At 63.3% G+C, this 25,035-nt stretch carries 21 protein-coding genes and 1 pseudogene; 3 read left to right on the top strand and 19 right to left on the bottom strand.

Annotated features, from left to right (window positions below):
- The first annotated feature begins 59 nt into the window (after positions 1-59).
- Positions 60-2,543, top strand: a complete 2,484-nt coding sequence (locus B7438_RS13365; RefSeq protein WP_085370098.1) for a discoidin domain-containing protein — start codon at positions 60-62, stop codon at positions 2,541-2,543.
- 78 nt (positions 2,544-2,621) lie between these two features.
- On the opposite strand, the gene B7438_RS13360 is transcribed toward B7438_RS13365, so the two are convergent.
- The 5 genes and pseudogenes from B7438_RS13360 to B7438_RS13335 all read right to left on the bottom strand — a co-directional run bounded on the left by B7438_RS13360 (position 2,622) and on the right by B7438_RS13335 (position 6,993).
- Positions 2,622-3,296 carry an RES domain-containing protein gene (locus B7438_RS13360; RefSeq protein ID WP_085370097.1) on the bottom strand — a complete coding sequence of 225 codons (675 nt, stop codon included), beginning with the start codon at positions 3,294-3,296 and terminating at the stop codon, positions 2,622-2,624.
- A complete protein-coding gene (locus B7438_RS13355; RefSeq protein ID WP_143465917.1) occupies positions 3,286-3,672 on the bottom strand; it encodes a hypothetical protein in 387 nt (128 codons plus the stop codon). Before B7438_RS13355 ends, B7438_RS13360 begins: the two co-directional genes overlap by 11 nt.
- 1,028 nt (positions 3,673-4,700) lie before the next feature.
- Positions 4,701-5,453: pseudogene (locus B7438_RS21030) on the bottom strand (cation diffusion facilitator family transporter); the annotation flags it as partial.
- A 188-nt stretch (positions 5,454-5,641) separates the two neighbouring features.
- Complete coding sequence (locus tag B7438_RS13340) at positions 5,642-6,016, bottom strand: metalloregulator ArsR/SmtB family transcription factor (protein ID WP_085370094.1); 375 nt, start codon at positions 6,014-6,016, stop codon at positions 5,642-5,644.
- Between the two features lie 572 nt (positions 6,017-6,588).
- A complete protein-coding gene (locus B7438_RS13335) occupies positions 6,589-6,993 on the bottom strand; it encodes a four-helix bundle copper-binding protein (protein WP_085370093.1) in 405 nt (134 codons plus the stop codon).
- Positions 6,994-7,096: 103 nt separating this feature from the next.
- Here B7438_RS13335 and B7438_RS13330 point away from each other — a divergent pair, with 103 nt between their 5' ends.
- A complete protein-coding gene (locus B7438_RS13330; RefSeq protein WP_085370092.1) occupies positions 7,097-8,548 on the top strand; it encodes a hypothetical protein in 1,452 nt (483 codons plus the stop codon).
- A gap of 312 nt (positions 8,549-8,860) precedes the next feature.
- Here B7438_RS13330 and B7438_RS13325 read toward each other — a convergent pair whose 3' ends face one another.
- The 8 genes from B7438_RS13325 to B7438_RS13290 form a co-directional block, all read right to left on the bottom strand.
- The gene (locus B7438_RS13325) at positions 8,861-9,163 is read right to left on the bottom strand and encodes a metal-sensitive transcriptional regulator (RefSeq protein ID WP_085370091.1); all 303 of its coding nucleotides are present in this window, start codon (positions 9,161-9,163) and stop codon (positions 8,861-8,863) included.
- Positions 9,164-9,192: 29 nt separating this feature from the next.
- Positions 9,193-11,397, bottom strand: a complete 2,205-nt coding sequence (locus tag B7438_RS13320; RefSeq protein ID WP_085370090.1) for a heavy metal translocating P-type ATPase — start codon at positions 11,395-11,397, stop codon at positions 9,193-9,195.
- 91 nt (positions 11,398-11,488) lie between these two features.
- Positions 11,489-11,770 carry a YHS domain-containing protein gene (locus B7438_RS20975; protein ID WP_085370089.1) on the bottom strand — a complete coding sequence of 94 codons (282 nt, stop codon included), beginning with the start codon at positions 11,768-11,770 and terminating at the stop codon, positions 11,489-11,491.
- Positions 11,771-11,806: 36 nt separating this feature from the next.
- Positions 11,807-14,122 carry a cation-translocating P-type ATPase gene (locus B7438_RS13310; protein ID WP_085370088.1) on the bottom strand — a complete coding sequence of 772 codons (2,316 nt, stop codon included), beginning with the start codon at positions 14,120-14,122 and terminating at the stop codon, positions 11,807-11,809.
- A 215-nt stretch (positions 14,123-14,337) separates the two neighbouring features.
- Positions 14,338-14,547, bottom strand: coding sequence for a heavy-metal-associated domain-containing protein (locus B7438_RS13305; protein WP_085370087.1), 210 nt, complete (start codon positions 14,545-14,547; stop codon positions 14,338-14,340).
- Between the two features lie 137 nt (positions 14,548-14,684).
- Complete coding sequence (locus tag B7438_RS13300) at positions 14,685-16,199, bottom strand: multicopper oxidase family protein (RefSeq protein ID WP_085370086.1); 1,515 nt, start codon at positions 16,197-16,199, stop codon at positions 14,685-14,687.
- A 109-nt stretch (positions 16,200-16,308) separates the two neighbouring features.
- Positions 16,309-16,926 carry a DUF305 domain-containing protein gene (locus B7438_RS13295; RefSeq protein WP_085370085.1) on the bottom strand — a complete coding sequence of 206 codons (618 nt, stop codon included), beginning with the start codon at positions 16,924-16,926 and terminating at the stop codon, positions 16,309-16,311.
- A gap of 81 nt (positions 16,927-17,007) precedes the next feature.
- Positions 17,008-17,463 carry a hypothetical protein gene (locus B7438_RS13290; RefSeq protein ID WP_143465915.1) on the bottom strand — a complete coding sequence of 152 codons (456 nt, stop codon included), beginning with the start codon at positions 17,461-17,463 and terminating at the stop codon, positions 17,008-17,010.
- A gap of 169 nt (positions 17,464-17,632) precedes the next feature.
- On the opposite strand from B7438_RS13290, the gene B7438_RS13285 reads away from it, so the two are divergent.
- Positions 17,633-19,486 (top strand): DUF4396 domain-containing protein, encoded by a 1,854-nt coding sequence (locus tag B7438_RS13285; RefSeq protein WP_085370083.1) that lies wholly within the window; start codon positions 17,633-17,635, stop codon positions 19,484-19,486.
- Between the two features lie 255 nt (positions 19,487-19,741).
- On the opposite strand, the gene B7438_RS13280 is transcribed toward B7438_RS13285, so the two are convergent.
- The 6 genes from B7438_RS13280 to lgt are packed head-to-tail and all read right to left on the bottom strand — an operon-like array spanning position 19,742 to position 24,972.
- Positions 19,742-20,140, bottom strand: a complete 399-nt coding sequence (locus B7438_RS13280) for a DUF3566 domain-containing protein (protein WP_085370082.1) — start codon at positions 20,138-20,140, stop codon at positions 19,742-19,744.
- Positions 20,141-20,190: 50 nt separating this feature from the next.
- Positions 20,191-20,934 (bottom strand): cytochrome c biogenesis CcdA family protein, encoded by a 744-nt coding sequence (locus B7438_RS13275; protein WP_085370081.1) that lies wholly within the window; start codon positions 20,932-20,934, stop codon positions 20,191-20,193.
- Between the two features lie 37 nt (positions 20,935-20,971).
- Positions 20,972-21,253, bottom strand: a complete 282-nt coding sequence (locus B7438_RS13270; RefSeq protein ID WP_085370080.1) for a hypothetical protein — start codon at positions 21,251-21,253, stop codon at positions 20,972-20,974.
- A 46-nt stretch (positions 21,254-21,299) separates the two neighbouring features.
- Positions 21,300-22,316, bottom strand: a complete 1,017-nt coding sequence (gene ccsB / locus B7438_RS13265; protein ID WP_085370079.1) for a c-type cytochrome biogenesis protein CcsB — start codon at positions 22,314-22,316, stop codon at positions 21,300-21,302.
- Complete coding sequence (locus tag B7438_RS13260; protein WP_085370078.1) at positions 22,313-24,007, bottom strand: cytochrome c biogenesis protein ResB; 1,695 nt, start codon at positions 24,005-24,007, stop codon at positions 22,313-22,315. Before B7438_RS13260 ends, ccsB begins: the two co-directional genes overlap by 4 nt.
- A 29-nt stretch (positions 24,008-24,036) precedes the next feature.
- Positions 24,037-24,972, bottom strand: coding sequence for a prolipoprotein diacylglyceryl transferase (gene lgt / locus B7438_RS13255; RefSeq protein WP_085370077.1), 936 nt, complete (start codon positions 24,970-24,972; stop codon positions 24,037-24,039).
- Between the last annotated feature and the right edge of the window lie 63 nt (positions 24,973-25,035).

Here is a 25,035-nt window from a genome sequence, read left to right as displayed (position 1 = left end):
GGGGGCGGCCATTGCTGGGCAGGCGGAAGCGTCAACGTCGATGCATCAGAGGAGAATCAATGAAGAAGTCTTCGCGATCGGGCGTCATCTCCCGATTCGTCACGGCGAGTGCCGCGGCCGCAGCTGTGTTCGCATCGCTACTCGTGGCTGCGCCAGCCTTCGCGGTCGGCACCACTTATTTCGTCGATTCTGCCGCGGGAAGCGACTCAAACCCCGGCACATCATCCACCGCGCCCTGGCGGTCTCTTTCGAAAGTTAGCGCGACCACTTTTGCCCCAGGCGACACAGTGAACTTCAAGGCAGGAAGTTCCTGGCACGGATCACTGACAATCGAATCATCCGGCTCCTCCGGGTCCCCGCTAACGTTCGGCGCTTATGGTTCAGGTGCGGCCCCGCTCATTGCCGGAGACGGCGTGAACAGTAATGCCGTCTACATTCACAACGCGCACGACGTCGTGTTCCAAGGGTTCGAAGTTACCAACTCCGCGGGCAGCCTGACGACCGCTGGGAACCTCTCCGTCGGCATCAGGATTGAAGCAGCCAACATGGGGGCGGTGTCCGGCATCACGGTGCGCAACAACAACGTTCACAACATCGATGGAAACGGTGGAGACTACGGGGGATGGGGCGGAATTATCGCGGACATTCGAGGCGGCGGAATCCCCACCTGGTTCAGCAATCTGCTCATCACCGGCAACGAAGTGGGGTGGACTAACGACTGGGGGATCATTACGTTCTCCGCCTGGGCCTCTCGAAACGGTCAATCGAACAGCTACGGCGGAGCGACGGGTATCCCGGACTCCGAAGTCGGACCGTGGACCCCGAGCACCAACCTGGTGATCTCCAACAACTACGTGCACGACGTGACGGGAGGTGGGATCACGGCGATCGTCGCGACCAGCCCCCACATCGAAGGCAACACCGTCATGCGTGCAGCGACACACAAGCTCAACAACGGAGGCAATGGCGGGATCTGGTGGCAAGCGACCGACGATGCGGTCGTTCAGAAAAACGTCATCGGGCAAACAGGCTGGCTCGGAGGTTCACTCGACGGACAAGCCCTCGATGCTGACATCGACTCCCACAACAGCATCGTCCAGTACAACTACACATTCGACAATGGCGCAGGCTTCTTCATGGCCATGCCGGGGTCTGTTGGAACAATCATCCGATACAACGTCAGTCGAGGCGACACAGCGCAACTCATTGAATTTCAGAGCGCCTCCGACACGCGGATCTACAACAACACGTTCCACATAACCAGTCGGAAGCAGTCCGACGCTATCGACGGGACCACTGTGCAAGTCGCACAGTTGCTCGCAGCGGGCAAGGGATCGGCGTGGGGAGCTGACCTGCAGAACGAAGCTGACAACAACATCTTCTACAGCCAAGCCGACACCACCACGAGCCCGGCTGACGTAACGTCACAGGGAATCTCGCTGAAAGGCAACCTCTACTATTCGACGGCCGGCGCCACCCTGTCGGTGCCGGGAACGGAGACAAGCCCCATAGTCGCCGATCCGCTTTTCGCTGCCGTACCGTCCGCGTCGCCCAGTGTGACCGGTCTGGTGCCATGGTCAACGGTGCTCACGTGGATGAACGGCTACACGCCCGGAGCATCCTCGCCGGCACTCAGCGGTGGCGCCAACCAGTACGATGCGCCCAGCGCCGACGTACTGGGGACGACGATCCCGCAGGGTGCGCCCGACATCGGAGCCATCAGCCAGGCCGTCGCGGTACCGACCGTCGCGATCAGCAGCGCACTCGGGACGAGCATCGGAAGCGGAAGCGGATTGCTGGACGGAAGTCTCACGACTGGCTGGGCGAGTTCAAACAGCCCGACCTTTCCCGGGGACATCACCATCACATTCCCGAAGACCCGGCGCTTCGACGCCCTCACCATCGCCTCGGCTTACGCCCAGGGCCAAGCTCCCACCAACGTGACCGTGGCCACGCAGAGCGGGGGAGTCTGGACCACTGCGGTAGCGTCGAAGCCGCTCACCTGGCGTTCAAGCAGCTCCGCCATCGAATATCAGCAGGTGGCATTCCCAACCAACGTGTCCGCTACCGCCATCCGAATCACTGTCAACTCAGCGAACCTGGCGTGGTCACACCTTGCGATCAACGAGCTCTATCTCACGGCCGGTGGAACCGCAGCAACATCGATGGGCAACCAGGGAAACGACATCAACGCAATCAACGATCGCTCACTGACAACAGGCTGGGCATCCAGCGGAGGCGGAAACAACCCGGTCGTGGTAGAAGACTTCAGTCCCGCCCGCACAGTAACGACCGTATCCCTCGCAGTGAGCTACGCCCAAGGTCAGGCGCCCACCTCAGTAGATGTGCAGATATTTGCCGGGGGCGCCTGGGTGACAGTAGTCAGCTCGGCGACTCTAACCTGGTCAACAAACAGCGCAACGCCCGAGGTCAAAGTGATCACCCTACCCTCCGCCCAAACGACAAGCAGACTGCGGCTCGTCGTGCACTCCTTCAACAACACATGGGGCCACACCGCGATCAATGAAATGACCGCTGCATAGCGATAGCGCGATTTGGTCCAGGGTCCTTCGACCAGCCGGTCGAGGGACCCTGCCTGTATATAACGCAACGGCGGGTGATCAGGTGAGGCGGATCCCGTGGCGATTCGCGACGGCGACGAGGTCAAGGTCGTCGAGGGTGATGCGGCGCTCGTCGACGGGCTCGACAAGGCTGCCTTCGAAGATCGCCCAGCACTCGTAGTCACCGAGCCTGGACATGTAGCGGATGCCGCCGTAGAGCGGTGCCCCCGCGTCGTCGGTGCGTGTGTAGAGCCAGTTGGCGATCGCTCGTGTGAGCCGACGGTTCGGGCCGCGCACGGCGGGCACGTCGAGGACGCTCACGCCGGCACCGGTGAGAGCGGTGGGTGCGGCGCGGGTGAGGAAGGTGTGGGTGACGGGGTCTTCGATGTCCACGAACGGAAGCGCGTCCTGAATGCTCAGCGTGCGCAGGATGCGGGAAGCGCGCCAACTGGCGTCGACACTGGGGCCGACCTGCTCCTCCGGGGCGCCGCCGGCGCGGACGATGCGGGCGATGATCGATGCGCTGGGGCGGAACTGGGCCGTCGTCTCGGCGAAGGCACCTTGGGCATCGGTGGAAGCGTAGAGGACGCCTCCGCCGAGGACGTCGAACCGGTTTCCGGCGTTCTCGGACGCGGCCAGCTCCGCGGTGATGTGAGAGAAACGCAGCGGCGGTTCCGGGCGCTCGACCCGCACCAGGCGGCCGGGGACGTCGACGAGGGCGGGACTAGCTGGCATTCGCGTAGGCGCGGGCAGCAGCCATCACGTCGCGCGATCGTCCCTCCGCAAGGACCTCCGCCGGGTTCTCGTCATTCAACTGCGGGTTCATGCCCATGAACCAGGAACGCACCACCGATGGGGCATCCCCGCTGAGAAGGAGCTCGCAGATCTGCAGCGTGTCGATGACGCGTCGCTGCTCCTCGTCACGGGGAATGGCACCGGCCATCCACCGGGTGACGGTCTTGACATCGCGATCGACAATGACAGCGACCAGGCCCTTGCCCAGCGTCTCCACAAGTGACTTCACCGCCGGGGTGAAGTCAATCTCGATCGCGCGCACATGTGCCTGATCCCGACGCCGGCTGCGCGGAGTCGGAGCTTCCAAAATCGCCATGGTGCTCACCTCCGCCACTTAGCATACACGCGTACGGTGAGTTTATGTCCGAGTTGTGTCCGAATTGTGAGCATACAATATCAACACCTTGGCGCCGCCATAGGGCTACTTTCATCCCGGCGTTCGGGCGGGGAATGCATCACCGCGGGATGTATATAAGGTGTAAATGCCGCATCTTTTTTTAGCTGATAAGCGTGATTATGACAGTCTGAGTGTATGCCGTACGCGTGCTAAGAGCATTCACTTCGCCGCCGTAGTCGATTTGGCGTCTGCCCGTGGCGCGCTAGATGGCGGCTCCCCATGCTCGCGCTTTTCTCTCTTACCCTTAGCGTGCATCCTGCCGAATTTGGAGGACGCACTCCAGGCCATGACATGACGCGCATTTTCAGCGTAATTTTAAGGGTGGTTTTTCGCTCAGAATTTGACCTCACGGTGTCAATCCCACGTAAACTCAAGGTATGGCAACTTTGACGCCGCTGGGCCTGCACCGCAGCACGAACATGACTGACGAGCATGAGATCGTTCGGCAGCTGAATGATGCCCTGGGGGCGACGCTCGTGGCGGCGCTGGCTGGGGTGAAGAGTCGGCAGCAGCCGAACGAGTGGGCGCGGCCTGGCGGCGGCATGCCGCGGCCGGCGGCATGGAACCGGATTCAGTTCGCGCACCAGGTTTGGACGGCGTTGCGGGAAGAAGAAGGGCGAGACGTTGCGCGCCGGTGGTTCATCGGTGGGAATCCTTTGCTCGGTGAGAGCACGCCGATCATGGCGATCCGCGAGGACCGCCACGCCGAGGTTCGGCGGGCGGCGCAGGCGTTCATCGACGGCGACGTCGACGAATGACGGCGGCGGAACCGCGCATCTGTAGTGCCACGGGCTTGCGCCTGGTCCCCGTCGACCAGGCTGCCGGCTTCCACGTCGCCAAGTCGCGTTACGCGCAACCATCCGCACCCTGGCGGACGCCGGATGTGCACCGCCAGGAGTGGGGGCGCTTTGACACCCTCGGACGCACCTACTACGTGGCCGAAACCGCCATCGCAGTTGGATGGTTCGCACGCCGGTGACTCCGGTGGCGTTTTCCAGTGCGTGCTCGGCCTTGTCGAGCAGGTGTGGGTCTATGCCGTCCATGAGGCGGCGTCCGATCTGCTTCACCGTGCCCCAGAGCAGGAGCAGGATCGACACCGCAATGAGCAGGCCGATGATCGGGTCCGCGATCGGCAGCCCGAAGAGGACGAAGATCGCGCCGAGCACCACCGACAGGGAGGTGAAGCCGTCCAAGCGTGCGTGTACGCCATCGGCCATCAGAGCGGCGGAGCCGATGCGGCGTCCCACCCGGATCCGGTAGATCGCGACGATTTCGTTGCCGGCGAAGCCGATCAGGCCGGCCAGGATCAGCAGCCACGCGTTGCGGATGTCGACCGGGTGGAAGAACCGACTGATCGCTTCCCAGCCCGCCACGACGGCGGAGAGCGCGACGACGAAGACGATGAACATGCCGGCGAGGTCTTCGGCGCGCCCATACCCGTAGGTGTAGCGGCGTGAAACGACGCGGCGCGCGAGGACGAAGGCAATCCACAACGGCACCGCTGTCAGGGCATCGGCGAAGTTGTGGATCGTGTCGGCCAGCAACGCGACCGAGGCGGTGAAGACCACCACGAGGGCTTGCAACACGGTTGTGCCCAGCAGCACGAACATCGAGATCTTCAGGGCCCGAACACCGGCTGTGCTGGCCTCCATCGCGTCGTCGATCGAGTCGGCCGAGTCGTGCGTGTGCGGCACGAACATGTCGTAGAGGAACCCGCGGACGCCACCGTGCGGGTGGTCATGTCCATGCTCATGCTCATGCTCATGCTTATGCCCGTGCCCGTGCTCGTGCTGATGGTCGTGACCGTGGTCGTGGTCGTCGGCTTGGTCGTGCCCGTGCTGATGGTCGTGGTCGTGGTCTTGGTCTTGGCTTGTCGGGTGCGGGGTGGTCACGCGGTCGCCTCGTCGCTCTCGGGTTGCGCGTGGTGGTGGCGGGGGCTTCCGCCGAGGGCGTGTTCGGCTTGGAAGATGGCGTCTGAGACGAGTTGGCGCGCGTGCTCGTTGGCGAGCTGGTAGAAGACTCGGGTGCCTTCCTGGCGGGTCGAGACGATCCGGGCGAGGCGGAGCTTCGCCAGGTGCTGGGAGACGGATGCGGGGGTTTTGTCCAGAATGTCGGCGAGATGGTTGACCGAGAGTTCCTGGTCGCGCAGGGCGAGGATGATTCGCACCCGGGTGGCGTCAGCGAGCATTCCGAACACTTCGACGGCTAACTCGACGTATTGACTGTCAGGCAAGCGCCCGCAAATCGCGTTATCTGCATCCATACGCAAATTATTGCATTAAGTCTGGCCGGAGTAGATTGCTGCCACGAAAACAGAGGGCCCGAGCATCGCTCGGGCCCTCTGGGAGTCAAGGAAATGCGCGGTGTTCGGGTCACCAGCGCTGAGCCCCCTGTCCGCTTCGGGTGCGGACACACATTCTTATCATGTCCCCCTTAATGAGGACAAGGAAGCGGCCGATGTTCCTACCGAACGATGGGCTCGGTCGCGGTGACCGCGTCAGCTTGCCGTGGCAATGCAGGTGTGAGGGTGCGGTGTCCTTTGAAGCTGCGCAGTCGGAGGCTGTTGCTGACCACGAATACACTGAAGGGTGCCAAAGGCACCGCCAGCTAGCAGTGGTTCACTGCACTCAGCATGGCGTGCATGGCGTGCATGGCGTGCATGGCGTGTTGTGAAGTCATCTCCGGTCCGGTGATGAGTTCGTTATCAACGCTCGTGAGCGTACCCGCGCGGTCACGGGCTCGTTGGGCGGACGCTCACGGGCGCATGTGTTTTGGCTGGTTTGAGCCCGCCATTCACCTGGCGGCCGCCAAGACGCTGAAGCCCGTAGCGGGTCTTCAGAGAATGCTGATGAGGTCGGCGCATGCCTGCTCGCAGCGCCGGCACACCTCGGCGCAAATTTGGCAGTGCTCGTGCATGTCGGCGTGCTTTTCGCACTCGTCCGCGCACGCGCCGCACACGGTACGGCAGGCTTCGAGCGCCGCTCGGGTGACGTTCGCGTCATAGCCGGTGTGACGGGAAAGCACGGCTTCGGTGGAGGCGCAGATGTCAGCGCAGTCGAGGTCCGTGCGGATGCATTTGACGAGTTCGGCGACCATTTCTTCGCTGAGGCATGCATCGGCGCAGGCGGTACACGCTTGCCCGCATTCGCCGCACGCTTGGATGCAGGCGACGAGTTTCTCCTGGTCGACGCCGCTGAGATCGGCTGGGTAGCTCTCGAGCATTTGCTGAACGGTGGACATCGGTTTCTCCTCATGGATTGGCAGTCCCCCTACGGAAGTGACGGTACGCCGATCGGAACCCAAAGACTAGAAGAATACCCCCTGGGGGTAGTAGCATTCGTATATGAGTCCTTCGGTCCGGGTTCGCGGCATCGGCCAGTGGAGTGCGTGGATCGTCGTAATTGCCAGCATCGCGGGTCTAGGTTCCGCCTACTGGGATGACTCCTGGCACACCACTCTTGGTCGTGACAGTGTCTTCATCCCGCCTCATTCGTTGCTGTACCTCTCGTTCGCGTCCGTCGGAACTGTGTTGGGGTTCTGGGGAATACGGCTACTCAGCCGGAGCGGGTCGATTCGAGCCCTCGCCAGGGAGCCCGGCTTCCTGCTTGCGGCCGCAAGTGCGGCCGCAACTGTCGCCGCCGCACCGGTGGACGCGTATTGGCACACCGCGTTTGGCCGTGACGCCGTCCTGTGGTCTCCCCCGCACTTGCTATCGGTGATTGCGACAACCGTTCTGCTGGCCGCGATACTGGTGAGCATTGCGGATCGGCCGTGGCCGCGACTTCACATCGGCGTGTCTGCGGTGCTTCTAGCTGCGTCGCAAATCGTCGTTATGGAATACGAAACCGATGTTCCACAGTTCACGGAACTGGTGTATCTACCGATTATGTTGTTCGCGGCGGTGGCCGCCGCATGGGTGATAACCCGAACAACAGAATTCCGGTTTGCACTGACCGCAGCCGTGATCGTTTTCCTCGCGTTCCGCGCTGCGCTTACTGTGGGTTTGACTGCTGCGGGGTGGTTGCCGCCGGATCTTCCCCTTGCGCTGCTGGGTTTGGTCGCGGTCGATGTTCTTCCCCAGCTGCCACGATTGCGATGGGCGGTCGCGGCCGCGGCGGTCGCGATTCTTCAGACACTGCTGGCTGCTACGGGCTTCAGCAGCGTCGCAATCTCGAACACGATTCCAGCAGCAATCGCCATTGCGGGTCTCGCCCTCATGGTGGTCGTCACCGCACGATTTCGGAGTCGAATATCCATGGCAGTTGTTGTCGTCCTGGTTTGCTCAATCGGCTTTGCGCTGACTACTCCGTCGCCCGCATCAGCTCACGACCCGGGCCAGGGAGCCCCGTTCGGAACCGTCACGTTGTCGATTCTGGGGAATGGGACCGGTGGGCTCGAGGTCCAGGTCACTGATATCCGGATGGCTCCGGCCCTGTCGGAGCCGGCGCATCTGATTGCGCGCAGAGCCGGCGTGACCATCACCGCACCTTTGCGCTTCGTTGGGACGAATGACGCTACCGACCTTGCGGGATCGATTAGGGTGCCGAGTTCTGGTCGATGGTTCGTTTACGCGGAGATCTCGTCGTCCTATGGGACGCTCGAAGCGTGGATGCCTGTTGAAAATGACCTCTCGGGATCCCTAACAGAGGCCCGGACGCTCTACCAACCGGCGGGATCAAAGCCGTGGATCTTCGGGCAGTTTCTCCTCGCCGGACTGCTTCTAGGTACAGCCGCCGGACTCGTTGCATGGCTAGCAACGGCTCTCGTTCGCTTGCCTCGGTCGCGCAGGAGATGACGGTTTCGAACAACTCATGACACCTCCCGGCTCCCTCACTGAATAAGGTGGGGCGGCCAGACGGAGGCAATCGGTCCGCCGAGACGCGGGCGACGGCCAGACCCATTTCAAACTTCGGGAGGACGTTACTCAACACCTCTCGTGCCGCACGAACTGGGGGGTTTGCGTTGTCCATAGCTGGTGCGCCACCAGCTGCGCCCGGGCGGCTCTTAGGTGGACATGGCGATGGCGAGCAGTGGTACGAGCAGGGCCGCCACAGACTCGACCACGGGCTCGCCTCGCACCGATCGCAATCCGCTGTTGCGGCGGTATTTAGGAGCGAACGAGCCTGGCGATAGCGTCGGAGGCTTCTTTGATCTTGGCGTCGGCCTCGCCGCCGCCAAGTTTAACCGCGTCGGTGACGCAGTGTTTGAGGTGATCGTCCATGAGCCCGAGTGCGACCGATTGTAAGGCTGAGGTGAGCGCGGAGATCTGGGTCAGGATGTCGATGCAGTACTTCTCCTCATCGACCATCCGGTAAACGCCGCGAGCCTGCCCTTCGATCCGCTTCAGCCGGTTCAGGTACTTATCCTTGTCGGTGATGTAGCCATGCGCCGAGTCAGTTGCGGTGTCCATCGTTTGTTCTACTTTCTATTGAGTCTCGACTATGCCTGGCGTGCTGGCTCTGGCACCGAGGTGTGGCCTGCAGGATCGAGCATGGCACGAGTGCTGATCTCAGGGCGCAAGTCAAGTCGGCGCAACAGTTGCGCGTTCAGGGCGACGACGATTGTTGAGAGTGACATCAGGATTGCGCCGACCGACATCGGCAGCACGAATCCTATGGGAGCCAGCACACCCGCTGCCAATGGGACGGAGATCAGGTTGTAGCCGGCTGCCCACCAGAGGTTTTGCTTCATCTTTCGGTAGCTGGCGCGGGACAGCTGGATCACCGAAAGGACGGAGCGTGGGTCGTCGCTGGCGAGGATGACCCCGGCGGAGGCGATTGCCACGTCGGTGCCGGCGCCGATGGCGATGCCGACATCGGCCTGGGCGAGCGCGGGGGCGTCGTTAACGCCGTCGCCGACCATGGCGACCTTGCGGCCCTCGGCCTGCAACTCCTTGACCTTCGCCGACTTGTCTTCCGGTCGCACGCCGGCGAAGTAGCGGTCGATGCCGAGTTCGGTGGCGACCGACTTGGCGACGGCTTCGGCGTCGCCAGTGATCATGACGACGTGGACGCCTTGAGCATGGAGAGCTTCGATGGCTTGCCGGGATTCCTCACGCACCTCGTCGGCGAGTTTGAGCGCGCCGATGACCTGCCCGTCGACGAGCACGTGCAGGATGATCGCGCCTTCTTCGCGCCAGTCATAGGCGATGTCGAGTTCGTAGCCGTTTTCCTGTTCGAGGAGGTGCGGGCCGCCGACCTGGACTCGGGTGCCGTCCACTGTCGCGGTGACGCCGACTGCCGGCGACGAATCGAACCCGGTCGCCTTCGGCACCGTGAGCTGCCGTTCCTTCGCGGCGGTGACGATCGCGCGGGCAAGCGGGTGCTCGGAGTCGGTTTCCGCGGCGGCGGCGAGGGCGAGCACGCGGTCCTCGTCGTGGTTGGGGGTCGCCTCGATGGCGGATACGGTCGGTTCGCCCTTGGTGAGGGTGCCGGTCTTGTCGAACAGGACAGTGTTGACGGTGCGCATGCTTTCCAGCGCCAGTCTGTCTTTGATCAGAACCCCGCCACGGGCTGCTCTTTCGGTCGCGATCGACACAACGAGCGGAATCGCGAGGCCGAGGGCGTGGGGGCAGGCGATCACCAAGACGGTGATCGTGCGGACGACAGCGTCATCCGGTAGCCCGATCAAGGTCCACACGATTGCGGTGATCACACCGGATCCCAGCGCGAACCAGAACAACCAGCCGGCAGCGGTATCGGCGATCCTTTGAGCGCGGGAGGAGGAGTTCTGCGCTTCGGTGACGAGTCGTTGAATGCCGGCCAGGGCAGTGTCGTCGCCGACGGCGGTGATCTCGACGCGAAGGCCGGAGTCGGTTGCGACCGTTCCGGCGATAACCTTGTCGTCTGACCCGCGACGGACGGTGCGGGATTCGCCGGTGATCATGGACTCGTCCATGCTGGCCGAGCCGTCGACGACCCTTCCGTCAGCCGGCACGCGACCACCAGGCCGAACAACGACGACGTCGCCGACCCGCAGTTCGGACGGCGGCACCGAGATGGTCTGGTCGCCTTCGACTCGTTCGGCTTCGTCCGGGAGGAGGGCGGCCAGGGAGTCGAGTGCGGAGGTGGTCTGGGCGAGGGAGCGCATCTCGATCCAGTGTCCGAGCAACATGATCACGATCAGAAGGGCAAGCTCCCACCAGAAGTCGAGCTGGTGATCGAGGATGCCGAGGCTTGCCCCCCAGGATGCGAGGAATGCGACCGTGATCGCGAGAGCGATCAGGAGCATCATCCCTGGTTTCCGGGAGCGGAGTTCGCTGACGGCGCCGGTGAGGAACGGCTTGCCGCCCCAGACGTACATGATCGTGCCGAGGACCGGCGAGATCCAGGCGACCCAGGCGGCATCGGGCAGGTGATAACCCAGGATCATCGCGAACATCGACGAGAAGACGACGACCGGAACGGCGATCACCAGCATGATCCAGAAAAGTCGGCGGAACTGCCCGACGTGATCGCCGTGTCTACCGTGCCCGGACATGTCATGACCGGCGTGACCGGGCATCTCGTGACCGGCGTGCGCGGACTTGTCGTGCTCGCCCGGGCCGGCCATGTCGTGTCCCGCGGGCGTTTCCGAAGCCGTTGACCCTGCCTGCATGGTGTCGGTGGGGACACGGTGGTCCTCGTGTCCGGAGTGGTTGGTCATGGTTCCTACCTTGTAACGGTTGGAGGTTTCTGTCGAGATCGGTTCTGGATGGTGGCACGGGTGGCCGAGCGGGTCACCCGTCTTGAGTCGGTCAAGCGGTTGCGTATTGGGCCGGGGCGGCGTCGAACTTGGGTCCACATCCGGCGCAACAGAGGTAGTACCTGTTGCCCTCGTAGTCGCGGAAGAGACCGGCGGCTTCTGCGTCCGCCTTGACGACGATGCTGCCCTTCATGACCGGGCATTCTGCCAGGTCGGCAGCGGTCGGGCCGAGGAGATTCTGGGCGCCGGCAGGTGCCCCATCGTGGTGTTCGTGTACGTCGGTCGTGCCATGGTGGTGCTCGTGTGCCATGCTGTGGTCGTGGCTGTCGGTCATGGTTGTGATCCTTTCGGTGCGGTGGGTTGCTTGTGCTCAGATGTTCTGAGGGGCCAGCGAAGCGGTTGTGCTCTGCGGGAGACGTCCGACGTCGTTTGCGTCGGATCGGAACGATCGCAGACGCAGGCTGTTGCTGACGACGAAGACACTGGAGAACGCCATGGCGGCGCCGGCCAGCATGGGGTTGAGTAGGCCGAGAGCGGCCAGCGGGATCGCAGCCACGTTGTAGGCGAAAGCCCAGAACAGGTTGACCTTGATCGTGCCGAGCGTTCTGCGTGCCAGACGGATCGCGTCGGCGGCCGAGCGCAGATCGCCACGCACCAGGGTGAGGTCGGCGGCTTCGATCGCGACATCGGTGCCGGTTCCCATCGCCAGCCCAAGGTCGGCCTGCGCGAGCGCTGCGGCGTCGTTGACACCGTCGCCGACCATCGCGACGACCTTGCCTTCAGCCTGCAGGCGCGTGATGACGTCCACCTTGTCTTTCGGGAGAACCTCGGCGATGACCTGGTCGATTCCGACCTGAGCGGCGACCCGACGGGCCACGGTCGCGTTGTCGCCGGTGAGCAGCACCGGGGTGAGCCCGAGTTTCTTGAACTGGGTGATCGCTTCGGCGCTCGTGTCTTTGACCGCATCCGCCACGACGAGCACGCCGCGAGCGACTCCATCCCAGGCGACCATCACCGCACTCTGCCCAGCGGCCTCGGCCTGCTTCTTGGCCGCAACGAGCGCCGGGTCGCTCGGCACCGACCAATCGGCGAGGAGCGAGTCCCGGCCAACAAGGACGAGGTGCCCGTCGATGACGCCCTGGACACCCTTACCTTCGATGTTGACGAACGACTCAGCGGTCGGCAGGTCGCCGACGCGTTGCGTGGCGCCCTTCGCGATCGCTTGCGCGATGGGGTGCTCGGAGGCGTCCTCGACCGCTCCAGCGAGACGGAGCAAGTCAGCTTCGTCGACGGCGGACGCCGTGTGGATGCCGAGGAGGGTCATCTTCCCGGTGGTGACGGTTCCGGTCTTGTCGAGCACGATGGTGTCCACTTTCCGAGTCGACTCGAGGACCTCGGGACCCTTGATGAGGATGCCGAGCTGGGCTCCCCGGCCGGTACCGACCAGCAGGGCGGTCGGTGTTGCGAGGCCCAGCGCGCACGGGCAGGCGATGATCAGCACAGCGACCGCGGCGGTGAACGCCGCCTCGACGGGGAATCCGCCGCCCAGCCACACGCCAAGCGTTGCGACAGCGATCACGATCACAATCGGCACGAACACCCCAGAGATCTTGTCCGCCAATCGTTGCACTTCCGCTTTGCCGGATTGGGCGTCCTCGACCAGCTTGGCCATCTGCGCCAACTGGGTGTCTGTCCCGACCCGGGTCGCACGGATGATGAGGCGTCCGCCGGCGTTGACGGTGGCTCCGACAACGGCGTCCCCTTCGGCAACTTCGACGGGCACCGACTCGCCGGTAAGCATGGAGGCGTCCACCGCACTCGTGCCGTCGACGATCGTGCCATCGGTGGCGATCTTCTCACCGGGACGGACCACGAACTGGTCGCCGACAGCGAGCTGGTCGGTGGGGATTCGGGTCTCGACGCCGCCGCGGAGTACGGCGACCTCTTTCGCGCCGAGCTCCAACAGGGCGCGCAGGGCCGCACCGGCCTGCCGCTTCGAGCGCTTCTCGAAGTAGCGACCGGCGAGGACGAACATCGTCACCCCGGCGGCGACTTCGAGGTAGATGTCCCCGGCCCCGCTGCTGGGGGCGATCGAGAACTCGAACCCGTGTGTCATTCCCGGCATCCCGGCGGTCCCGAAGAAGAGCGCGTACAGCGACCACAACAGGGCCGCGAGCGTGCCGACCGAGACGAGGGTGTCCATCGTCGCCGCACCGTGCCGAAGGTTGGTGAGTGCTGCCTTGTGAAACGGCCAACCAGCCCATACGATCACCGGGACCGCGAGCGTCAGCGACAACCATTGCCAGTAGGTGAACTGGAACGCCGGAACCATGGCGAGCACGATCACCGGAACGGAGAGCACGATGCTGCCGATCAGTCGTTGTTTCAGTGACGTGAGTTCGGCATCCGGTGCGCCGTCGTCGGAGTTCGCTCTCGGTTCCTTCGTGACGGGGATCATGGCGGTGTAGCCCGTCTTCTCCACCTCCGCGATCAACGATTGCGGATCGAACCCGGCCGGAGCGGTCACTCGCGCCTTCTCGGTGGCGTAGTTCACCGTGGCGCTGACTCCGTCGAGCTTGTTCAGTTTCTTCTCGATCCGCATCGCGCACGAGGCGCAGGTCATCCCGCCGATTTCGAGCTCGATGTTCGCGGCGGAGAGCGGAGTGAGCGCTTCGGGTGTGGTCATCTGGTCCTCCCGGATCCGGGGGCGCCGACAGGCGCGGTTGACTGATTTAGTGTCCGGCCGGACTGCTGCTGCGGGTCGTGATCGATTGCTCGCCAGCGTGCGACATGGCAGCGGATACATCCGCCGGAATCAGCAATCGGCCGAGGGTGAAGCTGGCTACAAAGACGGCCGCCAGCCCCACCCCGTACAAGCCCAACTTGGTCGGAGCGTTCACCTCAAGCCCGCACGGCTGAGTAGCCAGCCTCCTTGACAGCTGCAAACACCTGTCCGTCGTCGAGGGCGTCGGCGCTCGTGACCAAAAGCTTTCCGCTTGCCGCCGACACGTCGATGTTCTCCACCCCGGCGATCTGTTCCACTTCTTCACGCACGGACATCTCGCAGTGTCCGCAGGTCATCCCGGATACTTGGTATTCAGTCGTCGACATTCGTTCTTCCTCCGAAAATACGGGCAAGGGGTATCTCGCCACCAACAACATGATACCCCCTGCCGGTATTCCCACAAAGGCGTGGGCCATCCCGACCAAAAATCTTGTGACTCGTGCCGTCCGGGCAGAGGCTGTCGCTATTTCTGGTAGGCGAGAACAGTCATCATGCCGGATTCGCCGTGATAGATGTTGTGGCAGTGGCTCAGCCACTGTCCCGGGTTATTCGCGTCGAAGTCGACCTCCAGGCTCTTGCCCGGGAGGATGATCGAGGTGTCTTTGCGTGGCCCCGCGTTCGGGTGCTGGTACGTGTGGCCGTGGAGATGCATCGGGTGCCACATGGTGGTGGAATTCACGAATTTCAGTCTCACCCGCTCCCCTTCGCGGACAATGAGTGAGTCCTGCAATGGCCGGTTCGGGTCGAATCGGCGGCCGTTGATAGCCCACCTGTAGGAGTTCATGTCGCCGGATAGCTTCATCGTGACCGTTCGGTCGATGCCGCGGGTTTTCAGCTGTACGGCATCGGCTGCGGTCAGGTCGCTGGCGACGCCTATTCGGGTGGAGTTGAGTTCGGGTAGCGTCTTCAACGCAGCCGGTGCGGTCCCGCCGCCAGAGCGGAGGACGGCGTACGCGGCCGCGTCCTTGCCCTCGGCGGCGGCGACAAGCGGGAAAACCCCGTCTGCGGCGGTGACGATCACGTCGTACCGCTCCCCCATCCCGATCAGGACACTGTCGACTTCTTTGGGCTGGACCGGGTAGCCGTCGGTGTGCGTGATGGTGAGGGTGTGGCCGCTGAGGGCGACCCGGAAGGCAGTGTCAGCACCGGCGTTGATGAACCGGATGCGCACCCGGGAGCCAGGTTTTGTGGTGAACGTCTCCGGATCGGCCGCCGACCGGCCGTTGATCAGATACAGCGGGTAGTAGACGTCGCCGGTGTCGCCGCCGAGCAGCGCCGAATTGGTGCCCATAAGCATGTTCCCCATCCGCATGAGCATGCCGTCCATCCCCATCGATCCCATCCCTTTGGAGAGATCGGCCAGGACTTGGTCGGGCGTGGCGGTGACTCCGTCGAGCCAATCATCAAGAATGACAACCCACTCTTCGTCATACGCCAGGGGTTCCCGCGGGTCATCGACGATCAATGCCCCGTAGAGGCCACGGTCGATCTGGACGCCCACATGCGGGTGGAACCAGTAGGTGCCGGGGTGCTCGGCGGTGAAGTTGTAAGTGAATGCGTCACCGGCGGCGATCGCGGATTGGGTCAGTGGGGGCACACCGTCCATGTCGTTGCGCAGGGCGATGCCGTGCCAATGCACCGAGGTCGGCTGCGCTAGCCCATTGGATACCCGAGCGTGAACGGTGTCGCCGGCACGGATCCGGATGGTTGGCGCCGGTGTCGAGCCAAACGTCCAGGTGTTCGCGACCCGACCGGCGAGGTCGAGCTGGGCTGGTTTCGCGTCCAACCCGACGGTGGCGACGCGTCCCGTGCGGCGGCGCGCTTTCTCGGCCGCAACGACAGCAGCGGACGTCGGTGAGATCAAAGTCGGGGTCGCCGGCGTGCAGGCGGCCAATGCCGCAAGAGTGGCCGCGCCGAGGCTCGCACCAAGAAGGGCGCGTCGAGACAGCGGGCCCGAAGGGATCGGAGAAGTGGGCATGAAGGAACCTCGCAGAGTGAAGCAAGCAGAAGAAGGGGCCCGGTGAGGTGGCGCAGGGGGAATGCGTGGTCCACCCCACCGGGGTCGAATCAGACCGAGGCCGAAACGCCTAGCCGAGCGCGGCCAGCATGGCCTTCATGTCGGCGATCTCCTGAGTCTGCGCTTTGACGATGTTGTCGGCGAGTTTCTTCGCGGCGCTATCTTTGCCGCCGGACTGCTCTTGTTCAGCCATGGTGATCGCGCCCTGGTGGTGCTGGATCATCAGGGTAAGGAACTGCTTGTCGAACGCGGCACCGGTTGCTGCTTTCAGACCAGCCATATCTTGCGCTGTCATTCCCGGCATCGAGCCCATACTGGACGTGTCGGTCGGCATCGGAGTGGACATCTCCATGCCGGCCATGGTGGTCGGTTCTCCCCACGACTTCAGCCACGATTTCATCAGGTCGATTTCGGGCTGCTGGGCGGCCTTGATCTTCGCGGCCAGGTCCTTCACCTGGGTGGAAGTCGCCCGTGTGGGAGCGAGGTCAGCCATCTGGATTGCGCCTTCGTGATGCACGATCATCATCTGGGCGAAGGTGACGTCTTGGGTGTTGTGGGACGCGGCGGCCGTCGAGGACGAATGGGACATGCCGGACATGTCGCCCATGCCGGAACTGGTGCAGCCGGCGAGGAGCCCGCCGGCGGCAATGACGACGCCGGCGAGGGCGAGACGGGTTGCGATTTTCATGGGTACTCCAAAGAATGGTGGGTGAATTGTTGAGGTTGCGTTCATGGAAAGGAACTCAGCGCAGAGTTCTCCCACGAGCCTCTAAATCCGTAGTACCTGGAGAGCCAGAGTCCGGTCGGTTCCGCGCATCGCAGTGCCCGGCCGCCGGTGGAGCGTGAGACGCGGGTGGCTGACTGGAAGTTTGTCGCCCACGGAGGGAAAGCAAAGAAGAAGCAGAGCCGCCGCGATCACGAGGAACAGGCAGGCGTGCATGGCGTCATGGGTCATCGAGCCCATCAGTTTCTCGACCGCTGAGAGGTTGGCTGTGCCGACCGTCGGCATCGAGGTGAGCGGCATCGTGTGGGCAACCAACTCCGTCCCCGACGAAGGCAGCTCAGCCTGCTCGGCTGTTACCGGAGCGGTCGGGCGTAGGGACGCCATCGGCATATCGATCGCCGAGTGCATGGCCGCGATTCCGGCGATCAACGCGAACACGATAGAGAGCCGGGCGAGAAGTCTCGTCATCCCGGTCTGTACTCGCGACTTGCTCGTTGCCACCCTTCGAAGATACCCGCCAGCGGTATACGGAGAGAAACGCACCCGGCGCATTCTCAGTTCTGCGCACTCTTACCGGCGAATCTGACAGCTCTCGTTGCAGCGAGGTTGTCTGTGGCGTAATTTCTACCCCGCGGGGGTATGCGCGTCCATGCCCTGGAAAGGGTGCGCTGTGCTTATCCAACCGATCGACTATTTCCTGGTCGTCTGGTTCCTGCTGGCCGGGATTTCCACGTTGTACGTCGCCGTCGATCAGTTCCGGAAGAACCCGGAGCCGACAGTGATGAAATGGGGTTTCATCCTCGTCACGCTCTACCTCGGTCCGATTGGATTGCTGCTCTACGTGCTGGTCGACAAGGAACCGCATCCCGGCGAGCATGAAGAGTTCACCAAACCGTTGTGGAAGCAGGGCGTTGGTTCAACGATCCACTGCGTGGCCGGTGACGCCACCGGCATCATCGCAGCGGCGGCAATCACCGCCGTCCTCGGCCTTCCGATGTGGTTGGACCTGATCATTGAGTACCTGGCTGGGTTCGCGTTTGGGCTGCTGATCTTCCAGTCCCTTTTCATGAAGAGCCTGATGGGTGGGACGTATCTGCAGAACGTGCGGAGCACGTTCCTGCCGGAATTCATCAGCATGAACTTCATGATGGCGGGGATGGCGCCCGTGATGACGCTGCTGATGATGGGTACGGATATGCGGGCGATGGAACCAACCGAGCTTCTGTTCTGGGGAGTGATGTCGGTGGGCGTCGCCGCAGGTTTTGCGTTCGCGTATCCGGCAAACGTGTGGCTGGTCTACAAGGGGTTGAAGCACGGTCTGATGACCACACGCCACGCCGGCACGCACAATGATGGGGACCGTAGTCACGACCAGAAGGCCATGCCGGGTATGGCGGGTAGAGGCGAGCGCGGGGCGCGCCAACCAACTCGGCCACAGGTGGCGGCAGTCGCCTTCGTTGGCGTGATCGCCTTGGTTGCGGGGATCTCCGCACCGTCGAACGCGGTGAACATGTCGCTGAGCGCTCAGGACGTCGGTGGGGCGATCATGCCGCCCGGGATGATCATGACCCGCGACACTCCGGGCGCGGCAATGCGCGACATGGCAGCAGTCGACCCCCGGGACGTGACCGAGACAGCAACGGCTGACGCGCGCGGTGACCGACCGCTCGAGGCGCACATGGTCGGCGGGGTGAAAGAGTTCGACCTCACTGCATCGCTCATTAAGTGGCAGATCCTCCCAGGCCTCTGGGTGGACGCGTACGCCTACAACGGGCAGGTTCCCGGCCCGCGGCTGAACATGGTGCAAGGCGATCGCGTGCGCATCAATGTCACCAACAAGCTGCCAGAATCGACAACGGTGCATTGGCACGGCCTCGACATCCCCAACAACATGGACGGACCTGCCCAGATCACCCAGCATCCCATCGATCCCGGCACAGCCTTCACTTACGAATTCACGGTCAAGCAGGCTGGCACGTTCTTCTACCACTCGCACGACCACGCCGACCGACAGGAGTCGCTGGGGCTCTATGGGGCATTGATCATCGCGCCAGCGAATTCGTCCGACGCGGTTCGCGCGGATGTGGACTACACCATCCAGCTTGGCGAATGGCTGAGCCGGAATGGGCTGACCTGGCCGGCCATGCCGATGGAGGGCGTTCTGGCGAACTACTTCACGATTAACGGGAAGGCCTATCCGGCGACGGAGACGATTCGGATGAACGTTGGACAGACGCTCAAAGTTCGGTTCATCGGAACGAACTCGGTCGATATCCACCCAATGCACATCCACGGTGGACCGTTCGAAGTGGTCGCCCGGGACGGGGTCACGCTCGCCCCGTCGGCCCGGTTCCAGGCCGATACCGTCAACGTTGGCCCCGGGCAACGCTACGACGTACTGTGGAAGGCCCGTGCGCCCGGCAAATGGCTGATCCATTGCCACATCAATCACCACACGACGAACAACAACGTCGAGCAGGACGGCGCCGGCGGCCTCACCATGGTCATCGACGTCACCCCATAGAAGACCGAAGCAGGCAAAGAAGTGCAGGACGAAGAACGCGACCAGCCCTGGTGGGAGACGGGAGCCCCATCAGAGCCGGCCCTCTCCCCCAACTTCCGCAAACACCGGACACTCCTCATCACCGCAGCGTGCGGGGTCTTCCTCGCGTTGGTGGGGTCCTTTGTCAGGGTTTTCGCAATGCACATGTGACGATCGAAACCCCGCCGTGCCTAACCAACCGGTGCGCCGTCTAGTGGTGATTGGGAGAGGCTCCGGTCAATCGCGTTGGAAACCGACGAAGAGACCACCGGTGAATCGTGCGCTGACGTTGTACAGGAGCGCAACGATTGCGCCGACAACCATGGTGAAGATGGCTCCGAGAAGACCGAGCGCGGATGACATGAGTATGACGGTGCCAGGGTTGACGATCTTCTTCACACTGGCTGTGCTCGCGGCGTCGGCTGGGGCGGGGCCGGACAGGATGGAATCCAGCTGATTAAGCACGCCACTCTGGTCCAATACTGTCCACAGAATGAGGCCGGACACGGCTGTCACGACCGCCAAGATCAGCCCGGCGAGGAGGGACACTTTCGCGACCGACCAGACGCTCGTGTAGACCAGGTGGAGGCGGACCGGCCGGTGGTCTGAGGGTTTCCGCGCGGTATGGGGTTCCATAGGTTCCTCGTGTGTTTGACGCTTCCTTTGGTTGGCTGATGGATTTGTGGCTAGATCGGCAGGGTGACGCCGCCGATCAGCGCCTGAAGGCTGTAGATCCAGGCGGACCAGACGCCGGTGACCATCAGGACACCGATCAGGATTAGGAGTGTTCCGCCGGCGATGTTGATCGTGCGAATGTGGCGTCGGAGGAAGCCGATGGTTCCGGCCATCCATGCGAATCCGAGCGCGAGCAGTATGAAGGGGATGCCCAGCCCGAGTGCGTAGAAGCCGGTCAAAACCGCACCGCGCAGCGCGGATTGGCTGGAGAGGCTGAGGGAGAGAACCGCGGCGAGGGTCGGGCCCATGCAGGGTGTCCAGCCCAACCCGAAGACCAGTCCGAGGAGGGGTGCGCCGGTGAGGCCGGTTGCTGGCCGGATCGGCAATTTGAGGGTGCGTTGGAAGATCGAGAACGTGCCGATGAAGGCGAGACCCATCACGATCACCAGGAGGCCGAGGATGCGGGTGATGAGGTCCTGCCAGCGGATCATCCACGATCCGAACGCACCGAAGAGGGCTCCGTAGGCGATGAAGACGATTGCGAAGCCGAGCACGAATAGTGCCACACCGGTAACCGTCCGTCGGCGGCCTTTGCGGGCATCTGGCCCAGAGACGCCGCCAACGTAGGCCAGGTAGCCGGGGACGAGCGGTAGAACGCAGGGAGAGGCGAAGGATACCAATCCGGCAAGCACGGCCACTGGAATGGCCAGCAGTAGGCCGCCGTTAGCAGCGATCGCAGCGAAACCGTTTCCCATTACCGTTCCGCCCGCATTGGTGTCCGCGCCGGGAGGTTCACTTTTGGCCGGCCGTGATGGCGCCGCCGACGAGCAGAACGGCGGCCAGCGGGTAGCCGGCGGCGAGGTCGACCCAGCCAGGCGGCTGGGCGCCAAAAACGCCGAGGTGGGCGAGCCAATGCTGCAGACCGACGATCAGACCGATTGCCATGAGGCCTTGGCCGATGCGCAGGAATCGGCGTTTGCGGAGGTAGCGGGCGCGGAGTTGTTCCGGGGTGGGTTTGACGTCTTCGTGGGTGGAGCGCCGGCGGGGCGGCTCCTCCTTGTTCTTTCGTACCATGATGTGCCTTTCGGGTGGGGAGTGTCGTTGGGAAATGGGACTGGGGTCAAAGACCGCTGTAGGAGTGCAGGCCCTTGAAGAAGACATTCACGATGCCGAAGTTGAACATCACGGCGCAGAAGCCGATGATGGCTAACCAGGCCGACCGCGAGCCGCGCCAGCCGCGGGTGGCTCGGGCGTGGATGTAGCCGGCGTAGGTCACCCAGATGATGAAGGTCCACACTTCTTTGGTGTCCCAGCCCCAGTACCGACCCCAGGCTTTTTCCGCCCAGATCGATCCGGCGATGAGAGTGAAGGTCCAGAGGAGAAAGCCGACGATGTTGACTCGGTAAGCGAGGTTCTCGAGCGTTGACGCGTTCGGCAGAGTGCTGAGGAAGTGCATTGGCGCTGGTGCGCCCTCGGCGATTTGGTGTTCCCTTCGCGATTGCACGAGCTGCACCCCTGACAGGGCGAATCCCAGAGCGAAAAATCCGGTAGCGATGATGGCCACCATCACGTGGATGACGAGCCAGTACGACTGCAGGGCCGGCGGGAGCGGGGCAACCTCGACGTAGTAGCGCATGCTTGAAATGCCCAGCAGCACGAGCACCAGCCCGGTGACGAACGAGCCGAGAAAGCGGAGGTCATATCGGAGGGTCACCAACAGGAACACACCGACGATGATCAGGGTGCCGGTCATCGAAAATTCGTACATGTTCGCCCAGGGCACCCGGCTGGCGGCGATCCCACGGAGGATGTCAGCGCCGAGATGGAGTACGAACCCGTTGATCGTGAGGATATAGCCGACCTGGAGACTTCTTGGGGTGGAACCCCTCTGCGTCGGTCCGTTCTCGAGGCGGCCGCTGAGCCGGGTGAGGGTCGCGGTCACGCCGCCGATGGGACGGCTGTCACTGGTGGTAGCCGCAGCTGTCTGGGTTCGTCGTGCGACTGCGCTTGGCACGGTGGCGGTTACCTGAGCTCCACGGCGTGCCAGATCGATCGCGAACGCGATGAACGCGGCAGCATAAACGGCCATCGCACAGATGAGGAGCAGGACAGAGAGTTGCGACAGGGATTGAGTCATGAGGGTTCCTTCGGATCGGTGTTCTCCGGTGACCCGCTCGCCACGTCACGGAGCGTGGCGGAGTGGGCCGCAGTGAGGGCAGCGACGGTTGCCTCCAATTGGGGGTCGTCACCACGGGCAAGGCCGGCATACTCGACGCGGAGTGGGTCGCCGGCGCGTCCGATGACCTTCACCCACAACCGTCGTCGCGGGACGAAGAGGGAAGTGAAGAGGCCGCCGAGCGCGCCGATGGCGAACAGCAGCACCCAGCCTTGGGCGGGGTCGTGGTGAACTTCGAAGGAGGCGAACCGGGAGACGCCGTCGAAGGTCACCGAGCCCAGCCCGCCGGGTAGCTGCTGTGTTTGGTCGGGTTTGAGCTCCAGGGATTGGACCCCGGTTTTCCCGCCAGTGAGTTGGGTAAGGGTGGACGTGTTGAGCGCATACACCGATTTGGGTTGCCCGGTATTGAGGCCGAGGTCCCCGGCGTAGGCATTCAGGGTGAGGACTGGATCTTTCAGGTCCGGGTAAGCGGAGAAGAACGCGCCAGTGCTCGAGGTCGCCTTGGTGGGGTAAAAGAACCCGATCAGTCCGACCTGCTTTCCCAACCCGTCGGGGACTTTCACCACACCGAGCGAGGTGAGATTGGCATCCTGTGGGAGGAAGGGCACGAGGTCGCTGAACACGGCGCGGCCAGCCGGGTCGCGGACGGTGATCCGGGGTGCGTAACCGTTGCCGAGCAGGTAGACGTCGGTGCCGCCGATGTTGAGTGGTTCGTTTACTTTGATCGTCGCCTTGTCCTTGACCGGTGACCCTTGCTGTTGCGTGGTGACCGTCGCGGTGTAGTCGGTTGGCAATCCGCGGGCGCTCTTGTTTTCGGTTTCGTAGGTGACGGCGAGTTTGTCGAGAGTGAGGGAATACGGGGTGAGCCTGTTGCTGTTGAAGAACCGGCCCGGGTTGAAGGAGTCGTAGGCGGCGAGAGTGTTGATCATCGACTGGCCCTCCACGACGACTCGGTTGCCATTGAACCCGAACCCGCCACCGACACCGACGGCCACCAGGACTCCCACCAGCGCAATGTGAAAGAGAAGGTTTCCGGCCTCCCGGAGGTAGCCGCGCTCGGCGCTGACCGACATCTCGAACCCGTCCGGTGTTCGTCTTCCTTCGTAAAGCGCGACCCGGTAGCCGCGTTTGCGCAGCAGGTCCTTTGCGGTCTCAACGGCTGCCGGAACGGTGACCGGTACACCCGTCGCATCACGCAGGTCGGTGGGGATCTGAACGGCACGGTAGCCGCTCATCCGGGACAGCCGGGCGGGCGTTTTCGGTGGGGCGGCGCGCAAGGCTCGAAGGTGATGAACCGTGCGTGGCAGGACGCAGCCGATCAGCGAGATGAACAGCAGCAGGTAGATGCTGGAGAACCAGAATGAGGTGTATGCGTCGAATGCTTGCAGCTTGTCGAGGATTGGTGCCAGTGACGGGTTGTCCTTGAAGTATTGGACGACTCCGTTGGGATCCGAGCTGCGTTGTGGCACCAGCGACCCCGGGACGGCCGCGAGAGCGAGAAGCAGCAACAGGAACAGGGCGACGCGCATGCTGGTCAGCTGCCGCCACATCCAACGCAGCCAACCGGTCAGAGTCAGTCGCGGCTGGTTGTAGTCGGATCCGCCAGGGGTGCGCTGGGGTGGCGTGTCGATGTGGTCAAGCGGTCGCGACATGACTGACCCTTCGACACGACGATTTGCGGCTAGTTGTGGTTGTCATCGCGGCCACCCCGAGAGGAGGTTGTGCTTTCGGTTTGAATCCGTTCGCCCTCGTCGGACCCCTGCGTTGGTTCGCGGCCGTCGCGATATGGTGACGATTCTGGTTCCGGATGACGTTTGGTTTGGACGACGAAGAGCACGATGCCGAGTGCGACGGCGGCGAAGGACGCCCAGACGTTGGCCGGGATGCTCAAGAACCCATCACTGGTGGGGTCGATCCGGATGGCTTCCAACCAGCTGCGGCCGAGTCCGTACCAGATCAGGTAGAGGGCGAACGCTTTCCCCCAGCGCAGGGCGACGCGACGCTCTAGGAGCAGGATGATTCCGACGCCGATCAGGTTCCAGATGATCTCGTACAGAAACAGTGGGTGAAAGAGGGTGGCGGCGGGCAGGCCGGCCGGGAACTTCGGATTGCTGGCTTCGATTTGCAACCCCCATGGCAAGGTGGTGGGAAGGCCAAAGAGTTCGTGGTTGAAATAGTTCCCGAACCGTCCCAACGCTTGCGCGACAAGCAGGGCGGGAGCGAGGGCATCGGCGAATGACCAGAACCGGATCCCGGTGCGGCGGCAGCCGATGTAGGCGCCGACCGCGCCGCCGAGTAGCGACCCGTAGAGGGCGTTGCCGCCATCCCAGATGGCGAATATGTTCCACAGGTTCGCGCCTGGATAGAAGTAGTCGCCGGTGTGGGTGAACACGTGGTAGAACCGTGCGCCGACGATTCCGAGCGGGACCGCCCAGAGAATGATGTCGAGGACAACGCCACGTTCGGCGCCGCGGGTGGACAGCCGGTTGGAGGTGATGAGTGTTGCTGCGACGATCCCGGCGAGGATGCAGAGGGCGTAGGTGTGGATCGTGAGCGGGCCGATCTGGAATTGCGCGAACGCGGGGTCGGGGCTGGGGATACTGAACCGGTGGAGCATGATCTGTCTTTCACTCAAGAGGGAATTGTGGGCTCATCCGGCCGTCGATGACGGCGGGGTTCG

This window comes from Leifsonia sp. NCR5, from assembly GCF_002105485.1.
Taxonomy (GTDB): Bacteria; Actinomycetota; Actinomycetes; order Actinomycetales; family Microbacteriaceae; genus Leifsonia.
This window is presented reverse-complemented; position numbering and strand designations above follow the sequence as displayed.